The organism is Mesocryomonas lacus, assembly GCF_055730135.2.
In genome coordinates this window covers 137,330-153,750 of sequence record NZ_JBUZWE020000016.1, presented here as the reverse complement: position 1 = coordinate 153,750, position 16,421 = coordinate 137,330, and the positions used below count along the sequence as shown (strand labels likewise).

General features: G+C 65.8%; 15 protein-coding genes, 1 tRNA gene and 1 riboswitch. Of the genes, 10 read left to right on the top strand and 6 right to left on the bottom strand.

What is annotated here, in order from left to right:
- Window positions 1-169 precede the first annotated feature (169 nt).
- Both ACZLZY_RS22095 and ACZLZY_RS22090 read left to right on the top strand, forming a co-directional pair.
- On the top strand, window positions 170-1,840 hold the full coding sequence (locus tag ACZLZY_RS22095; protein ID WP_472936214.1) for an AMP-binding protein: 1,671 nt from the start codon (window positions 170-172) through the stop codon (window positions 1,838-1,840).
- 253 nt (window positions 1,841-2,093) lie between these two features.
- Window positions 2,094-2,170, top strand: a tRNA-Met gene (locus tag ACZLZY_RS22090).
- Window positions 2,171-2,302: 132 nt separating this feature from the next.
- Here the strand turns inward: ACZLZY_RS22090 and ACZLZY_RS22085 are convergent.
- Entirely contained in the window at window positions 2,303-3,196 is an 894-nt protein-coding gene (locus ACZLZY_RS22085; protein ID WP_472936213.1) for a dihydrodipicolinate synthase family protein, read from the bottom strand.
- A 343-nt stretch (window positions 3,197-3,539) separates the two neighbouring features.
- Between ACZLZY_RS22085 and betC the strand changes: the two genes are divergently transcribed.
- Together betC and ACZLZY_RS22075 are read left to right on the top strand one after the other, a co-directional pair.
- Window positions 3,540-5,051: a choline-sulfatase gene (gene betC / locus ACZLZY_RS22080; protein WP_472936212.1), complete on the top strand. Its 1,512-nt coding sequence runs from the start codon at window positions 3,540-3,542 to the stop codon at window positions 5,049-5,051.
- 85 nt (window positions 5,052-5,136) lie between these two features.
- Window positions 5,137-5,225: riboswitch (glycine riboswitch) on the top strand.
- Between the two features lie 150 nt (window positions 5,226-5,375).
- Window positions 5,376-6,653 carry a D-amino acid dehydrogenase gene (locus ACZLZY_RS22075; RefSeq protein ID WP_472936211.1) on the top strand — a complete coding sequence of 426 codons (1,278 nt, stop codon included), beginning with the start codon at window positions 5,376-5,378 and terminating at the stop codon, window positions 6,651-6,653.
- A gap of 25 nt (window positions 6,654-6,678) precedes the next feature.
- Here ACZLZY_RS22075 and ACZLZY_RS22070 read toward each other — a convergent pair whose 3' ends face one another.
- Window positions 6,679-7,401, bottom strand: a complete 723-nt coding sequence (locus ACZLZY_RS22070; protein WP_472936210.1) for an NlpC/P60 family protein — start codon at window positions 7,399-7,401, stop codon at window positions 6,679-6,681.
- Between the two features lie 179 nt (window positions 7,402-7,580).
- Between ACZLZY_RS22070 and otsB the strand changes: the two genes are divergently transcribed.
- The 5 genes from otsB to ACZLZY_RS22045 all read left to right on the top strand — a co-directional run bounded on the left by otsB (window position 7,581) and on the right by ACZLZY_RS22045 (window position 12,210).
- Window positions 7,581-8,309 (top strand): trehalose-phosphatase, encoded by a 729-nt coding sequence (gene otsB / locus ACZLZY_RS22065; protein WP_472936209.1) that lies wholly within the window; start codon window positions 7,581-7,583, stop codon window positions 8,307-8,309.
- Window positions 8,310-8,334: 25 nt separating this feature from the next.
- A complete protein-coding gene (locus ACZLZY_RS22060; protein WP_472936208.1) occupies window positions 8,335-9,771 on the top strand; it encodes an alpha,alpha-trehalose-phosphate synthase (UDP-forming) in 1,437 nt (478 codons plus the stop codon).
- 93 nt (window positions 9,772-9,864) lie between these two features.
- Window positions 9,865-10,503, top strand: coding sequence for a 2-dehydro-3-deoxy-phosphogluconate aldolase (locus ACZLZY_RS22055; protein ID WP_472936207.1), 639 nt, complete (start codon window positions 9,865-9,867; stop codon window positions 10,501-10,503).
- A 151-nt stretch (window positions 10,504-10,654) separates the two neighbouring features.
- Complete coding sequence (locus ACZLZY_RS22050; RefSeq protein ID WP_472936206.1) at window positions 10,655-11,527, top strand: alpha/beta hydrolase; 873 nt, start codon at window positions 10,655-10,657, stop codon at window positions 11,525-11,527.
- Window positions 11,524-12,210, top strand: coding sequence for a GNAT family N-acetyltransferase (locus tag ACZLZY_RS22045; protein WP_472936205.1), 687 nt, complete (start codon window positions 11,524-11,526; stop codon window positions 12,208-12,210). The genes ACZLZY_RS22050 and ACZLZY_RS22045 overlap by 4 nt, the downstream gene beginning before the upstream one ends.
- A gap of 62 nt (window positions 12,211-12,272) precedes the next feature.
- Here ACZLZY_RS22045 and ACZLZY_RS22040 read toward each other — a convergent pair whose 3' ends face one another.
- The 4 genes from ACZLZY_RS22040 to ACZLZY_RS22025 form a co-directional block, all read right to left on the bottom strand.
- Entirely contained in the window at window positions 12,273-12,716 is a 444-nt protein-coding gene (locus ACZLZY_RS22040) for a hypothetical protein (RefSeq protein WP_472936204.1), read from the bottom strand.
- 181 nt (window positions 12,717-12,897) lie between these two features.
- Window positions 12,898-13,878 carry a 2-hydroxyacid dehydrogenase gene (locus ACZLZY_RS22035; RefSeq protein ID WP_472936203.1) on the bottom strand — a complete coding sequence of 327 codons (981 nt, stop codon included), beginning with the start codon at window positions 13,876-13,878 and terminating at the stop codon, window positions 12,898-12,900.
- 9 nt (window positions 13,879-13,887) lie between these two features.
- A complete protein-coding gene (locus ACZLZY_RS22030) occupies window positions 13,888-14,916 on the bottom strand; it encodes a LacI family DNA-binding transcriptional regulator (protein ID WP_472936202.1) in 1,029 nt (342 codons plus the stop codon).
- Between the two features lie 115 nt (window positions 14,917-15,031).
- Window positions 15,032-15,466 (bottom strand): MarR family winged helix-turn-helix transcriptional regulator, encoded by a 435-nt coding sequence (locus ACZLZY_RS22025; RefSeq protein WP_472936201.1) that lies wholly within the window; start codon window positions 15,464-15,466, stop codon window positions 15,032-15,034.
- 165 nt (window positions 15,467-15,631) lie between these two features.
- Between ACZLZY_RS22025 and ACZLZY_RS22020 the strand changes: the two genes are divergently transcribed.
- The gene (locus tag ACZLZY_RS22020) at window positions 15,632-16,420 is read left to right on the top strand and encodes a creatininase family protein (RefSeq protein WP_472936200.1); all 789 of its coding nucleotides are present in this window, start codon (window positions 15,632-15,634) and stop codon (window positions 16,418-16,420) included.
- Window position 16,421 lies beyond the last annotated feature (1 nt).

Sequence of the window (16,421 nt, the reverse complement as noted above, 5' to 3'; positions counted from 1 at the left end):
GTATGCCAAGAGAAGGCCAACAGTATCACTAGGCGAAGTGATCTGTCGTCGTTTACGAGGCGCGCCGAGAGGCGCATGGGTACCGAACGTCTGGCTGCCGTTGACGTAAACGGAAAGCAATTTCGTTTTGCTCTTGTCTCGTATAGCCTCCTGAGCGGGAGGAACGAGCATGCAGAGACCATGGCTGGCGCATTACCCTGCCGCGATTCCGGCTGATCTGCCGGCATTTCCCTATCGGTCGCTGACCGACCTCTTCGATGAAGCCTTTACCCGACACCGAGCGTTGCCGGCGTTCCACTTCATGGGCGGCTCGGTGTCCTTTGGTGAATTGGACCGGCAGTCTCAAGCGTTCGCGTCCTATCTCCAGTCGCTTGGGCTGGTGAAGGGAGATCGGGTCGCGCTGATGATGCCGAACGTGCCGCAGTATGGCGTCGCCGTGGCGGGTGTGCTGCGGGCCGGAATGGTCGTGGTCAACACCAATCCACTCTACACGCCGCGCGAACTGGAGCACCAGCTGGCGGATTCGGGCGCGCGGGCGATCGTAATTCTCGAGAACATGGCGCATACGCTGGAGGCGTGCCGGGGCGCGACGCCGATTGAGCATGTCGTCCTCACCGCTGTCGGCGACATGCTGCCGGCGCCCAAGCGCCTGTTGGTGAACTTCGTGCTGCGCCGGGTCAAAAAGATGGTGCCGGCCTACGCTCTGCCCGGTGCCGTCCGCTGGGCCGCGGCGATCGCCAAGGGCAAGGCAGCGTCATTCCGGAAGGTGGACACGACGCTCGAGGACGTCGCGGTTCTGCAGTATACCGGCGGCACCACCGGCGTTTCAAAGGGCGCCACGCTGCTTCACCGCAACATCATCGCCAATGTCCTGCAATCCGAGCTCTGGCATTCGCCGGCCATGCAGCGCATTCCGCAAGGCGAGCAGGTGGTGACCATCTCAGCCTTGCCGCTCTACCACATCTTCGGATTCACCGTGAACCTGATGCTCGCCATGCGCACAGGTGGTTGCAATGTGCTGATCGTCAATCCGCGGGATCTGCCGAGCGTGTTCAAGGCTCTGAAAGCGCAGCCCTTCCACTCTTTCCCGGCGGTCAACACGCTTTTTGCAGCGCTTGCCCGGCACAAGGATGCCGGCAGCGTCGATTGGTCGAGCCTCAAACTCTCGGTCGGTGGCGGCATGGCAGTTCAGCCGGCGACGGCGAAGGCCTGGTTCGAGCTGACGGGGAGTGCGATCTGCGAGGGATACGGACTGTCGGAGACCTCGCCGTCGGCCAGCTGCAACCCGGTCGACGATGTCTCCTACACCGGCACGATCGGTCTGCCGCTTCCCTCCACCGATTTCAGGATCCTCGACGATGAGAACCGGGATGTGGCAGCGGGGGAGCGGGGGGAGATCGCCATTCGCGGGCCGCAGGTGATGGCCGGCTACTGGAATCGCCCCGACGAGACGGCGCGGGCGATGACCGAAGACGGGTACTTCAAGACCGGCGACATCGGGGTGATGCGGCCGGACGGCTACTTCGCCATCGTCGACCGGAAGAAGGACATGATCAACGTCTCGGGCTTCAACGTCTATCCCAACGAGATCGAGGAGATCGTTACCCAGATGCCGGGGATCATCGAGGCAGCGGTGATCGGCGTGCCCGACGAAAGCTCGGGGGAGGCGGTCAAGCTTTTCGTGGTGACCGCCGATGCCGCCATGACCGCCGACACGGTGAAGGCCTACTGCAAGAGCGCACTGACCGGTTACAAGCGACCCAAGCATATCGAATTTCGCGACGAGCTTCCGAAGTCGAACGTTGGAAAAGTCCTGCGACGCAAATTACGCGACGACTAGCCGAGTCGCATCATCATCGATTCGGCATTCAGGCCGGCCAGAGGAGGCAGTCCTCCGGCGCTGGATTGCAATTGCCGGCGCAATGACGTTTATTTTGCGCCGACAAGGCCCGACGGTTTCGAGCATGCCTCGACGCTGGCAAACTTTTTGTCACAAAATTCCGCCAGGCCCTTTCCATTCATCGCGCTGTCGCATATACCGAGCTCACCGCAGACGACGGGTTCGGCAACGAACGCAAGCGTCTCGGAAATGGCGCGGGGTGGAGCAGCCCGGTAGCTCGTCAGGCTCATAACCTGAAGGTCACAGGTTCAAATCCTGTCCCCGCAACCAACGGCCCCACGAGCAATCGTGGGGCCGCCTTTGTTTCGGCCCTCCAAAAAATACCCTCCTATAGATCGGCTCGTTTCACGATGTCGTAGTGCCGCGCGCTCGGAGGTAGATTTACCGCAACAACTTCCCGCATTATCCCTCGCCGAGCGCCGCGAGGGCTTCTGCCACGCGGTGATGCGCGCGCGCGTCGAGGGGGAGGATCGGCCGCGGCGGCGCAGCGGTGGTCAGCTGCAGGTGCTCTGCGGCGGCATGGATCACCCTGATGCTGCCGAACTCCTTGAAGAGGTGCCAGAGGGGCTGGAAGAGCTGATCGAGCCGGCGCGTCTCTGCGGTATCGCCGCCCTTCGCGGCGCGCAAAAGGCGGAGGGCCGAGACCGGCAGCAAGCCGCCGACGACGCTGTACCAGGCGTCTCCTCCTGCCAGCATTGCGTCGGCAGCGCCCCAGTCTCCGCTGTAGCCGATGGCAAAGCCGCTTGGCGTGATCGCGCGCAACTGTGCCAGTTCGCCGCCAACATCTCCGTCCGACGGCAGTGGCATCTTGACCGCCTCGATGGTCGCCAGCGCTGCAAGGCGGGCGAGCAAGGTCGGGCTGAAGGTGAAGTGCGTCGTCGCCGGGTTGTTGTAGATGCAGAGCGGCAGGGGCGTTGCGGCTGCGACGGCGGCGAAGTGCTGGTAGACCTCCTCCTCCAGCAGCGGAGTGTAGGAGACTGGCGCCAGCAGCAATCCGCTGGCGCCAGCGCCCGCGGCGTCGCGGGCCAAACCTATCGCCTCGTCCGTCGCGAGCGCCCCGATGCCGACGATCAGCGGCACGCTGTTCTGGCAGACACTCGCTGCCGTCTCGACCGCGCCGAGGCGCTCAGCCCGGCCGAGATAGGCATAGCCGCCGGTGCTACCGAGGAGGCCGATGGAATCGACGCCGGCGCTGCAAAGGCGTTCGACCAGTTTCGCCAGTGCCGGACGGTCGACCACGCCATGCCCGTCGGTCGGCGTGATCGGAAAAGCGGAAAGGCCATGAAACAGCGTCATGCGGGCATCCTGACATCGCTGGCGTCCTTCGCGGACCACTGTCTCCAGGGTTTCATGTTCGGCTTGCGAGGGGAACCGCAGCGCGTTTTAGCAGGAAGCGGCGAACCACCCGCGATAGGGGTTTGTCCCTGCCGTCTGCACGCTCAGACGACCTGCCGCTCCGTTATCCTCATTGCGGCCGGTCGCGGCGTTGCTGGACCGCTTGGCTATCGCGCGGCGATCCTATCCTCCCCATGTGGCCAGCCGGCTTGCGGTGGCCAGCCGATCGTCGCATAGGCTCCGTCATCCGTCATCCGTCATCCGTCATCCGTCATCCGTAACCGCCAGCCAGCTGCAGGACCCGATGCGCCCGAATATCCTGATTTTCATGGTCGACCAGCTGAACGGCACGCTGTTTCCCGATGGCCCCGCCGATTTCCTGCACGCGCCGCACCTGAAGGAACTGGTCGAGCGCTCCGTGCGGTTCGCCAACTGCTACACCGCGAGCCCGCTCTGTGCGCCGGCTCGGGCATCGCTGATGTCGGGGCAGTTGCCGTCGAGGACTGGCGTCTACGACAATGCGGCGGAGTTCGCCTCCTCGATCCCGACCTATGCGCATCACCTGCGCCGTGCTGGCTATTTCACCGCGCTGTCGGGCAAGATGCACTTCGTCGGCCCGGACCAGCTGCACGGGCTGGAGGAGCGGCTGACGACCGACGTCTATCCCGCCGACTTCGGCTGGACGCCGGACTATCGCAAGCCGGGCGAGCGGATCGACTGGTGGTACCATAACCTCGGCTCCGTCACCGGGGCGGGGGTCGCGGAGATCACCAACCAGTACGAATACGACGACGAGGTCGCCCATCTCGCCGGACAGAAGCTTTACGACCTGTCGCGCGGCGCTGAGACGCGGCCGTTCTGCCTGACGGTGTCCTTCACCCACCCGCACGACCCCTATGTCGCCAGGCGAAAATACTGGGATCTCTACGCTGATTGCCCGGCGCTGCAGCCGACCGTCCCCCGCATTCCATTCGATGAGCAGGACGCGCATTCGCAGCGCCTGATGACGGCCTGCGACGATGCCGCCTATGCCATTTCGGACGAGGAGACCGCGCGCGCCCGCCGCGGCTATTTCGCCAACATCTCCTATGTCGATGAGAAGATCGGCCAGCTCCTCGATATCCTCAAGCGCTGCCGGATGGACGAGAACACGGTCGTGCTCTTCACCTCCGACCATGGCGACATGCTGGGCGAGCGCGGCCTCTGGTTCAAGATGAACTTCTTCGAGGGATCCGCGCGGGTGCCGCTGATGCTGGCGGGGCCGGGGATCGAGCCGGGGCGGGTGGCAACGCCTGTCTCGACGCTCGACATCGTTTCGACGCTGGCGGATCTTGCCGGGATCGATCTCGCGGAGATCGCGCCGTGGACGGACGGCATCTCGCTGCTCGAGACCCGGGCGGCGGGGCGGCGGAGTGCCGCGGTGCCAATGGAATACGCCGCCGAGGGATCCATCGCGCCGATGGTCGCGCTGCGCGAGGAACGCTTCAAGTTCACTCTGTGCGACATGGATCCGCCGCAGCTGTTCGATCTCGGCGCCGACCCGCATGAGCGGACGAACCTTGCCGCCGATCCGGCGCAGGCCGAGACCGTCGCGCGGTTTAAGGCGGAGGTGGCCGCCCGCTGGCACCTGCCGGCCTTCGACCGGGCGGTGCGCGAGAGCCAGGCACGGCGGCACGTGACCTACGAGGCCCTGCGCAACGGGGCCTATTACCCCTGGGACTACCAGCCCCTGCAGAAGGCCTCGGAGCGCTACATGCGCAACCATATGGACCTCAACATCCTGGAAGAATCGAAGCGTTATCCACGCGGCGAATAAACCCCGCAAAACGCCGGTCTTCGCAGGCGCAGCAACGGCGTTTCGCACTTGCTCGCCGGGGGCTGCGGGCGTAGTGTTGCGACCACCTGCCGCAGCGGGAGAGACCGGTTTCAGTCCGGCGCCGAAGGAGCAACCGCCCCGGAAACTCTCAGGCACAAAGGACCGCGCGGTTCAAGACATATCCGGAGAGTGACGGCGTCAAACCCGTCCGCCGAAGGAGCAAGCGTCCAGCGGGATCATCCCGCGGCGTGAAACTCTCAGGCCAGGAACGGAGGGGCACAACGATGGACCGGGGAGGGCACCTCCTTGGTCGGAAGGATCGATGTGACCTCTATTGCCGTGATCGGCGCCGGTATCACCGGCGTAACGACTGCCTATAAGCTCAACGCCCTCGGTTATGACGTGACGGTCTTCGACCGCCAGTCGCATGCCGGCATGGAGACCTCGTTCGCCAATGGCGGCCAGCTCTCCGCCTCGAACGCCGAGGTCTGGAACCATCCTTCGACCTTCCTCAAGGGTCTGAAGTGGATGTTGAAGAAGGACGCGCCGCTGCTCGTCCATCCCGCGCCGTCCTGGCACAAAATCTCCTGGATGATGGAATTCGTGCTGGCCGCGAAGAACTATCGTGAGAACACCGTCGCCACGACTCGTCTTGCTGTCGCCGCCCGCGACCATCTGATCGCCATGGCCGATGCCGAAGGCGTCTCCTTCGACCTCGAGAAGCGAGGCATCCTGCACGTCTACGAGACCAAGGCCGAGTTCGACCATGGCCTAGCCGTCAACGCCATGCTCGCCGAGGGCGGGCTCGACCGCCGCGCGGTGACCCCGGCCGAGATCGCCGCGATCGAGCCGAACATTGCCGGCACCTTCCACGGCGGCTTCTTCACCGAGAGCGATTTCACCGGCGACATCCACAAATACACCCACGGCCTCGCGGCAGCCGCTGCCAGAAAGGGCGTCAGCTTCTGCTACGACGCCGTGGTCGCGACGCTGAAGCATACCGGCGCGGGCGTCGACGTCGCCTACAGCGTCGCCGGACAGGCCGATCTCCGGCATTTCGACGGTATCGTCGTCTGCGCCGGCACCCAGAGCCGGCGCTTTGCCGCCATGCTCGGCGACCGTGTCAACATCTATCCGGTGAAGGGTTACTCGCTGACGGTAAACCTTCGCGACGAGGCGAGCCAGGCGGCCGCCCCTTGGGTGAGCCTCCTCGACGACAAGGCGAAGATCGTCACCAGCCGGCTCGGCCTCGACCGACTGCGCGTCGCTGGCACGGCGGAGTTCGCCGGCGAGAACCGCGACATCCGAATGTCCCGGATCACGCCAATGGCCGAGTGGGTGCAGAAGCGCTTCCCCGGCGTCTCGACCGTGTCGTCGGTCCCCTGGGCGGGCTTGCGCCCGATGATGCCGAACATGATCCCGCGCGTCGGCGCCGGCAAGCTGCCGGGCGTCTTCTACAATACCGGCCACGGTCATCTCGGCTGGACGCTGTGCGGCATCACCGCCGACATGGTGGCCGGCACGGTGGCAGGCGCCATGAAGACGGCGCCGAAGGCAGTGAGACTGCCGGAACCCGTTCTGTCCAGCCAACAGGCCGCCTGATAGCGCCGGGCTCGCTTCCCTTCCGTCAGGCTTCGTCTGTCGAAAAAGGATCCGAGCCGGGCGTCAGCAGCACGGTTCGCCGTTCACCGAAGACGGCGGTTGTCGGAAAGCGCGTGTCCAGGAGGCGCGCTTTCGCGACACGGGCGATGCTGACACGGTCGGACTGGTTGCCACCCAGGACGTAGAAACTGTCTTCGTCTTCACCGGCGTAGAAGCCGACATGGCCTTTGCTGCCTTGCGGCTCGCCCCGCCAGAAAACGAGGATGCAGCCTTTGGTCGGGGCACAGGGGCGGCCGAACTTGAGCCAGCTCCGCGCGCTGAGAAGAGACGAGGGAAGGTTCTCGTCGGGAAGCGTCGATCCGATGCAGTGGCCGACGAACAGCCCGCACCATGGTACGTCGTCTCCGGAATAGGCGACGTCGAGGTCCTTTGCCCAGTCGAGGATTTGCCGATTGCTGCCGCCGCCGGATACTTCCCGCACACCCAGCAGGCGGCGGGCTTCCTCATACCAGGGCAGGTCCGGCTCGGCGCCCAGCGGTGCCCCGGTGGTCATTACCAGAAGGCCTGGCGATGTTCCGAACAGCTTGCTGCGGGTCACCGGACCAACAATGCCATCCGCCAACAGGCCCTGGTTGGTCTGATACTCACGGATGGCGGCAATCGTCTGCCGGCCACGGACCCCGTCCACTACACCGGGATTGTAGCCAAGATCGATCAGTCTCTTCTGGATATCACGGGTTGTCAGCATTCAAAGCCTCCCGCCTCTGAGATATATATATTGTATAGAGGAGGGAGATTGCTGATGTATATTGTTAAAGCGAGGTCGTATTCGGCTTCTTTTGTTGGCTGACTTGCGGTTCATCGCACGGTCGGGCTGTTGCCGTGCGGAAGGTGGCTTTGCCGGCCCTTCATGCTATCTACCGGCGCATGACGTTACCCCCTTCTCTGCATGCCCCGACGCACGCGCTCTTTCTCGATTTCGACGGCACCCTCGTCGGCTTCTGCGACGACCCTGCGGGCGTCAGGATCGAGCCCGCCGTGCTCGACCGGCTCACCGCCCTGAAGTCCGAACTCTCCGGTGCGCTCGGCATCGTCAGCGGTCGCCAGATCGCCGATCTCGACCAGTTCCTGGCGCCGCTCGAGTTCGCGGCCGCCGGCGTGCACGGGCTCGAACGGCGCCTGCATCCGGCCGGGCCGACGCTGCGGCTGGCCGAGCCTGCCGATCTCGACGACCTCCGTTCCGCCCTGACCGCGCGCCTTGCGGCTTTTCCCGGCCTTCACCTTGAGGACAAGGGCACCGCGCTGGTGCTGCACTACCGCACCGTGCCGGCTCTGGGGCCGACCGCACAGGCGATCATGGCCGAGGTCACCGCCGGGCGAGTCGACCTTGCGGTGATGGCGGGCGACGGGGTGGTGGAGGTGCATCCGGCGGGCATGGACAAGGGCAAGGCGCTGGCCGACCTCCTGCTCGAGCCAGCCTTTGCCAGTCGCGTGCCGGTCTATGCCGGCGACGACGTGACCGACGAATTCGCGCTCGCCTTCGTGCGGGAAGCCGGCGGCATTTCGATCAAGGTCGGAGCCGCTCCGACCGTTGCCGAGTTCCGGCTGGAGGACGTCGCCGCGGTGCACCGCTGGCTCGGGGCGGATGCGGCGTGAGCGGCGCCAACAGGAGAGCAATCCGATGAAGGATGCCCAGAAAAGGCTCGTCGTCGTTTCCAACCGGGTCGGCCCGCTCAGCGACGAGGGGAAGGCCGGCGGTCTGGCCGTGGGTCTGGCTGACGCGCTGCGGCGTCGCGGCGGGCTGTGGTTCGGCTGGAGCGGCGAGACCGCCGAAGACGCCGAGACCGCGACGCCGAAGACCGAGGTGTTCGGCTCGACGGCGCTGACGACGATCGATCTAACCGAGGAGGAGCAGAACGGCTTCTATCTCGGCTATGCCAACCGCTCGCTTTGGCCGCTGCTGCATTACCGGCTCGACCTCGTGCAGTTCGACCGCGAATCCGACCGGATCTATCGCTCCGTCAACAAGCGCTTCGCACTGGCGCTGGCCGAACTCGTCAGCGACGACGACATCGTCTGGGTACACGACTATCATTTCTTCTATCTGGGGCTGGAGCTGCGGCAAGCGGGCTTCGATGGCCGGCTCGGCTATTTCCTGCACATTCCCTTCGCCCCGCCGGAGATCTTCACCGCTCTGCCAGGCTCGCACGACATGGTGCGGGCGATGCTCGCCTACGACCTCATCGGCTTCCAGACCCCGCAGGACCGGCGCAACTTCGCGAACTTCTGCGTTCACGAGCTGGGCGGCGAAAAGCTACCGGGCGATAGAATCCGGGTCGGGGACCGCGTCGTGCAGGCCTCGGCGTTTCCGATCGGCATCGACGCGGAAGGGTTCGCCCGATTCGCGATGTCCCCCGAGGCAAGCGAGCACGAGGAAATGCTGCGCGACATCGGCCGCGACCGGCTGCAGATCGTCGGCGTCGATCGCCTCGACTATTCCAAAGGCCTTGTCGAGCGGCTGCACGGTTTCGAACGGCTGCTGGAGGACTACCCGGACAACCGCGGCAACGTGAACTTCCTTCAGATCGCGCCGCTGTCGCGATCCGAACTCGACGCCTACATGGACCTGCGCGCCGAGCTCGAGGGCCTAGCCGGCAATCTGAACGGCCGTTTCTCGACGCTCGACTGGACGCCAGTCAAGATCATGACGACCGGCTTCACACGGCGCGCGCTGGCGGGGATCTACCGGGCAGCGCGGGTCTGCATGGTCACGCCGCTGCGCGACGGCATGAACCTTGTCGCCAAGGAGTTCGTCGCGGCCCAGGATCCCGATGATCCCGGCGTCCTCATCCTTTCGCGCTTTGCCGGCGCGCGGGCCGAGCTGATGGATGCGCTGGTGGTCAATCCGTATTCCTCCGACGACATGGCGCGCAAGCTGCAGGAAGCGCTGACCATGCCGCTGGAAGAGCGCCAGCGGCGCTATCAGGCGATGCGCGCGCGGGTGTTCGAGGGCACGGCAGCACACTGGTGCGACAGCTTCATCGCCGCGCTGGAGACCGCCGAGACCGAAGGGCATCCGACGGTCGAGGATCCATTCTCGCCGCGGCGGCGGACCTGACGGCGAAAAGCATCGGATGAGGTTTCGGTTCGGGCGCCAGTTGCGCTAGAGCTTTTCCACCGTCCGAGAGGACATGCAGAGCGGAAGATGACGATGGCGCAGAACAAAGACCTCCTGATGAGCATCCTGACGGCGCAGCCGGTCATGCCGGTCGTCGCCGTGTCGAGCGCTGCCGAGGCTGTCGAACTGGCGCGGGCGCTGGCGAGGGGCGGGCTGAAGGCGATCGAGATCACGCTGCGCACCCCGGCGGCGCTCGATGCCATCCGCGCCGTCTCGGCCGAAGTGCCGGAATGCGTCTGCGGCGCCGGCACCATCCTCAATCCCAAGCAGTTTGACCAGGCGCAGGAGGCGGGGGCAAAGTTCATTGTCTCGCCGGGCACCACCGTCGAACTGCTCGACGCCGCCAAGGGTTCGTCCGTGCCGCTGCTGCCGGGGGCGACGACGCCGAGTGAGCTGATGGCGATGCTCGAGGAAGGCTACGACCTCCTCAAGTTCTTCCCCGCCGAGCAGTCCGGCGGCATCGCCTATCTCAAGTCGCTCGCGCCGGTCTTCCAGCAGATCCGCTTCTGCCCGACCGGCGGCGTGTCGATGAAGAACGTCGCCGACTACCTGGCGCTGCCGAACGTCGTCTGCGTCGGCGGGTCTTGGGTCGCGCCGAAAGGAGCGCTCGCCGCCGGCGATTTCGCCGAGATCACCCGCCTTGCCGCCGAAGCCGCGGCGCTGCGCGCCTGAGCGCAAAGCCCGGCCGCCCGCGCCGGTTGTACCGGTGACAGGCCGCGGCCGGGCCGGCACGAGAGAGTGATCGCAGCCGGTCACCGGACGGCTTGATCGCGGCTGAACTCGGTGACGCTATGGCCTCCCGTTTCGTCTCCCGCAGGTTTTCATGTTGCTCCGCCTCTTTCTCGTTCTCGCCGCTGTCTGCGGCTTGACCGCCGGTCTCGTCGCCTGCGCCGGCCCCGCCGTCCTCAACGCCATCACCAGCAAGTCCGGCTATTCCGTCCAGCACGGGCTGCGCTATGCCGAAGGTGAGCGTGGCACCTTCGATCTCTACGTGCCGGATGGGGCGACGGCGCAGACGCCGCTGGTTGTCTTCATCTATGGCGGCGCCTGGGATTCAGGCGAAAAGGCGATCTATGGCTTCGTCGGCCAGTCGCTGGCGAGCGAGGGCATTGCCGTGGCCATTCCCGACTACCGGGTCTATCCCGAGGTGAAGTTTCCGGGTTTCGTCGAGGATGGCGCCAAGGCGGTTGCGGCGATCGAGACTCTCGCACGGCGTGGCACCGACGCGCTTCCCGGCGGCGAGCGTCCGGTGTTCATGATGGGACATTCCGCCGGCGCCCAGATCGCATCGCTCCTGGCGCTCGACCTGCACTATCTCAGAGACGCCGGTGCGCCGAACCGGCGCTTTGCCGGCTTCATCGGGCTCGCCGGCCCCTACGACTTCCTGCCGCTGACCGAAGAGCGATACATCCGCATCTTCCCGAAGAACCTCCTTGCCGCCAGCCAGCCGGTGAACTTCGTTCGGTCGGGCACGCCGCCGATGCTGCTGATCGCGGGATCCGACGACACGACCGTTGATCCGAAGAACACGCGGTCGCTCGGCTCGAAGGTCAAGGCCGCCGGCGGCGTGGCGGATGTCGACATCGTCGAGGGCGTCGATCATGTTGGTGCGATCAGCGCGCTGGCGACGGCTCTGCCGTTCGGCGACAAGACGATACGCCCGAAAGTCCTCGCCTTCATCCGGAGCCATTCATGACCGCAGACCTGTCGACCTTCGCGCCACGTGCGCGCCCGGACAGCCTTGCGGCAAACGGACGGCATGTCCGGCTGGAGAAGATCGTCGACGAAACGCGCTTTGGCGAGCTCTACGAAGCTTTTGCGGCCGACGCGGAGGGCGCGATCTGGGCCTGGCTGCCTTACGGCCCCTTCGCCGACCGCGCTGCGTTCGAGACCTTTGCGCGCACGACCTATCTCGGCGGCGAGCCGGTCTTCTACGCCATCATCCAGAAAGCCACCGGCACGGCCGCCGGCGTCGCTGCGCTGATGCGCACCGATATCCAAAACGGCGTCACGGAGATCGGGCATGTCTGCCTGTCGCCGGCGCTGCAGCGGACGGCGGCGGCGACCGAGGCGTTCTCCCTATTCATGGCCTACGTCTTCGACACGCTCGGCTACCGCCGCTTCGAGTGGAAATGCAACGACGCCAACGCTCCATCGAAGCGCGCGGCCGAGAGGCTGGGTTTTACTTGGGAGGGGCTCTTTCGCCAGCACCTGATCGTCAAGGGCCGGAACCGGGATACCGCCTGGTACGCCATCCTGGATGGCGACTGGCCGCAGCTGAGAGTCGCCTTCGCGGCGTGGCTCGATCCGTCAAACGACGATGGTACGGGCCGCCAGCGACTGTCCCTCAGCGAGATCAGGACGCGCTCAGCGGCATAGAGCTCCCGGATGTGCGGTCCTGGAAATACTTTGCGCTGCCTGGCTTTCCAGGACCTCCCGCTTCAGCTTTTGGCAGGGACGATGGTGATCAGCTCGTTGTCGGGATAGATGCTCTCGTAGAGCACGCCGTCGCCCGGTGCGAATTCCAGCACCGTGCCGCCGCCGCTGTCGGCGATGATCAGCGCGCCATTGTCGGTCGAGCGCCAGTAGGCGGCGCGCGACATGCCTGGCGACCGGCTGCAGTCGGGCCCGAACAGCATCAGCTGGAACGTCCTTGCCTCGGGATCGGGCTTGGCGAGCTTGCAGGTGGCACCGGTGCGCAGATCGATCAGGCGCACCGCGTCGGGCACCTCCTGTCGGTTCAGCGGCACGACGCTTCCGGTGATCGTGTCGTCGGTCAGGAGCGTCGCGGGACGGACGTCTCCCGACAGGACTGCGCCCTGCAGGTTGGAGGCCAGAAAGGTGCCGAGCACACCGATGGCCATGGCTATGGCGACAAATCTCATCACGGCTCTCCTCGTCGGATTGACCGAACTTATCGTCCGCATACTATGAACCAAAGGTTAACCGAAACTGTCGAAGCAAACGCTTTCTTCATGACGCTCGCGGGAGCAGCGCGCACGTCCGCCTGTCTCCGCCGTGATGGAGGGCATGTGATGGCGGGCTGTGACTGCCGGGTAGACAGATTTAGCGCCGGGGCGAGAGGCCGGCCTTCTCGCTTTCGGGCACCAGAGTCGGCGGATGGCGTCCCTCGAACCAGGCGACGAGGTTGTCCGCCAAGAGATCGCCCATCGCATCGCGCGTGTGCACCGAGGCCGAGCCGACATGCGGCAATAGCACGGCATTGTCCGCGTCGAGCAGCGCCTGCGGCACCTTCGGCTCGTTTGCGAAGACGTCGAGGCCGGCGGCGCGGATGGTGCCGTCCTGCAGGGCCGAGATCAACGCGGCCTCGTCAACCACCGTGCCGCGCCCGACATTGATCAGCACGCCATCGGGTCCGAGCGCCTTCAGAACGGTGTCGTTCACCGCCTTGTCGGTGCTGCTGCCACCGGGCGCCACGATCACCAGCGTATCCACCGCCTCCGCCAGCGCGGTGAGGGTCGGATGGTAAGCATAGGGCACGTCGTTGCGCTGCGTGCGGTTGTGGTAGGCGATGCTGACACCGAAAGCCTCGAGACGCTTGGCGACGGCAAGGCCGACCCGGCCAAGGCCCATGATGCCGATGCGGCGGCCGCGCAGCGTCATGCGGGTGAGGGGATAGTCGCCCTTCGACACCCAATTGCCAGCGCGCAGATAGGCCTCGGCTTTCGGCAGCTCGCGCACGGTGTTGAGGAGCAAGGCGACGGCGGTATCGGCCACTTCGTCGTTCAGGACGTCGGGCGTGTTGGAAACAGCGACGCCTTGTTCGGCGGCATTTGCCGCGTCGATCCCGTCATAGCCGACGCCGAAGCTCGCGACGATCTCGGCGTTCGGCAGCAGCGCCAGCTTTGCCGGCGTCATGCCGCCGCGTAGCGCGACGCCCCGGACGGCGGCGCGTTCGGTTTCGCTCATCGCGTCGATGGCGCCGTCGGAGAGATAGTGGACATCGAACACGCCGCGCAGCCGCTCGAGGGTCGGCGCGTGCAGCTTGCCGGACACCAGCACGCGGACGGACTTCAGATCGGTCATGTCGTCTCCTCAGGCCGTCTGGTCCGGCCAGGCATAGTCGCAGGATTGTCGGATCTTGAGTTGGGGTGTGATGAGCTCGACCTTGCCGGAGCCGGGCTCGCCTTGCAGGCGGGCGAGGAGGGCGGCGGCGGCGCGGCGGCCAACCTCGCTCTGGCCATTGGCGACGGTCGACAACGACGGCATGGCGATCGCCGCCTCGTCGATGTCGTCATAGCCCATGACGGCGACATCGACGCCCGGGCGCAGGCCCGCGCGGCTGAGGCCGGACATGAAGCCGAGCGCCACGAGGTCGGAGAAGCAGCAGGCGGCCGTCGGTCGGTCCTCGAGCGCCAGGAACTGCCCCGTCGCGTCGAAGCCGGAATGACGGCTGCGCGGCCCGCTGATCCGCCATTCCGGCTGGAAGTCGATGCCGGCCTCGGAAAGCGCACGAAGGTAGCCGCGTTCGCGTTCGCGCCCGGTCGAGGTCATCTCTGTGCCGCCGATCATGGCAATGCGCCGATGGCCGCGGCCGATGAGGTGTTGGACGGCGAGACCCATGCCGAAACTGTCGTCGCCGCGAAAGCTGGTGACGCCCGAGCCCTCGACGGTACGGGCGATCAGCACGCAAGGCAGGTCGTTCTCTTCGGCCAGATGAATGTCGGAGGGTGGCGTGCCGATCGCCGGCGACAGGATCATGCCGTCGGCACCCAGCTGCAACATGGTGTCGACGAAGGAACGCTGCTTCGACAGCTCGTCATAATGGTTGCAGAGGATGAAGGTCTGGCGGTGGCGATCGAGCTCATCCTCGATCGATTTGAGGATCTCGCCAAAAAACGGGTTCATGATGTCGTGCACGCAGACGCCGACGATGCCGGACTTCGAGGTTCGAAGGCTCGCTGCGCGGCGGTTGTAAATGTAGCCGGAGGTGCGGGCCTCCTCCTTGATGCGCTCCCGCGTCACCTCGGCGACCAGCGGGCTGTCGCGCAGGGCCAGCGATACGGTGGCGGTCGACAGGCCGAGCGCATCGGCGATCGTCGAGAGTTTGACCTTCTGCGCCACCTATGTCCGGTCCATCTCGCTCGTCATTCTGGACGTATGGCAAAGACCGGCGGGTGCGGGAAGAAAATAATTGCGGGTGGACCCGGCGCGCTGGCGCCAGACCCATTTCACGGCCTCACGCGTCAAGGGGCGCCTCGTCCGTTTCGGTTTCGGGTACGAGATTGCGTTCCACCCGCTGCAGCAGCTTGCGCAGCGTCTTGCGCTCCTTTTCCGACAGGCCGCGCAGGGCATGGCGCTCGACCGCCCGCTGGGTCTCGCGCACTTCCGCCACCAGCGCGCGGCCCTTTTCGGTCAGGAAGGCGTGGCTCTGGCGGGCATCGGTGCCCGAGGCGCGCTTTTCCACGAGGTCCTGCCCAGCCAACCGGGCGACGGTCTTGGTGATGGTCGGCGGCCGCACCGTCAGCCGGTCGGCAAGGTCGCGCAGCGACATCCCGTCCTCGGCGCCAAGCGCCAGCAGCACCGCATCCTGGCCGGGATAAAGGCCCATCGCCGACAGCCGAGCCGACAGCGCAGTCCGGCCCGCACGGGCGGAGAGCACGAGCTGGGTCATCGTCGACCTTTTCTTTTTCTTGGGTGTCATCCGGTTCCCGCCCAGCGCTGGCGCGCAAGATGGACAAGCGACTGGCCAAAGTCTAGCCGCGCTTCCGTCGCGGCGCAGCGCGGGGTAGAGAGCACGGGCGCGGCAACAGGCCGGCGACAGCGGGACGAAAGCGTGATGCGTCGATTCTACGAGGAAATGACGTCGAGCGAGCTTGCCGGCAACGCAGATCTTGCCGGTGCCGTCGCCATCCTGCCGATCGCCGCGATCGAGCAGCATGGCGCCCACCTGCCGCTCGGCACCGACGCCATCATCGCCGACGGGATGGTTTCCACCGCCGCCCAGCTGCTGCCGGCAGAGTTGCGCGCGACCTTCCTGCCGACACTGCGGATCGGCAAGTCGGCCGAGCACACGCATTTCCCCGGCACCATCGACCATGACTGGCAGACCGCGACGACGAGCCTCATCCGGATCGGCGAAAGCCTCTCGGAAGCCGGCTTCCGCAGGATCATCTTTGTCTCCTCGCATGGCGGCAACACGCCGGTGATGGAGACGGCGGCGCTGGAGCTGCGCCGCTCGCTCGGCCTGTTCGTCGCCACCTGCAGCTGGATGCGCTTCGGCTACCCCGAGAGCCTTCTTCCCGATGCGGAGATCGCTGACGGAATTCATGGCGGCGCGGTGGAGACGGCGCTGATGCTGCATTTCCGGCCGGATCTCGTGCGCAGCGAAGAGATCGACGATTTCCCCTCGCTGCAGACCGAGCTTGCGCGCGACATGCGGCGGCTGCGGGCGCACGGCCGTCTGAACTTCGGTTGGATGGCGGGAGACCTCAACGCAGCCGGCGTCGTTGGCGACACGCGCTTGGCGACAGCCGAGATCGGCGCGGCGATCGCGGCATACCAGGCGGCAGGCTTTGCAGAGATGGTCGCCGACGTCCTGGCCTTCGATCTCGCGCGACTGGCGTGAG

Excerpts from the sequence above, each read along its gene's own strand:
- ACZLZY_RS22095 (WP_472936214.1), top strand. The coding sequence starts at position 170 with ATGCAGAGACCATGGCTGGCGCATTACCCTGCCGCGATTCCGGCTGAT.
- ACZLZY_RS22085 (WP_472936213.1), bottom strand. The coding sequence starts at position 3,196 with ATGACGCTGTTTCATGGCCTTTCCGCTTTTCCGATCACGCCGACCGAC.
- betC (WP_472936212.1), top strand. The coding sequence starts at position 3,540 with ATGCGCCCGAATATCCTGATTTTCATGGTCGACCAGCTGAACGGCACG.
- ACZLZY_RS22070 (WP_472936210.1), bottom strand. The coding sequence starts at position 7,401 with ATGCTGACAACCCGTGATATCCAGAAGAGACTGATCGATCTTGGCTAC.
- otsB (WP_472936209.1), top strand. The coding sequence starts at position 7,581 with ATGACGTTACCCCCTTCTCTGCATGCCCCGACGCACGCGCTCTTTCTC.
- ACZLZY_RS22060 (WP_472936208.1), top strand. The coding sequence starts at position 8,335 with ATGAAGGATGCCCAGAAAAGGCTCGTCGTCGTTTCCAACCGGGTCGGC.
- ACZLZY_RS22055 (WP_472936207.1), top strand. The coding sequence starts at position 9,865 with ATGGCGCAGAACAAAGACCTCCTGATGAGCATCCTGACGGCGCAGCCG.
- ACZLZY_RS22050 (WP_472936206.1), top strand. The coding sequence starts at position 10,655 with ATGTTGCTCCGCCTCTTTCTCGTTCTCGCCGCTGTCTGCGGCTTGACC.
- ACZLZY_RS22045 (WP_472936205.1), top strand. The coding sequence starts at position 11,524 with ATGACCGCAGACCTGTCGACCTTCGCGCCACGTGCGCGCCCGGACAGC.
- ACZLZY_RS22040 (WP_472936204.1), bottom strand. The coding sequence starts at position 12,716 with ATGAGATTTGTCGCCATAGCCATGGCCATCGGTGTGCTCGGCACCTTT.
- ACZLZY_RS22035 (WP_472936203.1), bottom strand. The coding sequence starts at position 13,878 with ATGACCGATCTGAAGTCCGTCCGCGTGCTGGTGTCCGGCAAGCTGCAC.
- ACZLZY_RS22025 (WP_472936201.1), bottom strand. The coding sequence starts at position 15,466 with ATGACCCAGCTCGTGCTCTCCGCCCGTGCGGGCCGGACTGCGCTGTCG.
- ACZLZY_RS22020 (WP_472936200.1), top strand. The coding sequence starts at position 15,632 with ATGCGTCGATTCTACGAGGAAATGACGTCGAGCGAGCTTGCCGGCAAC.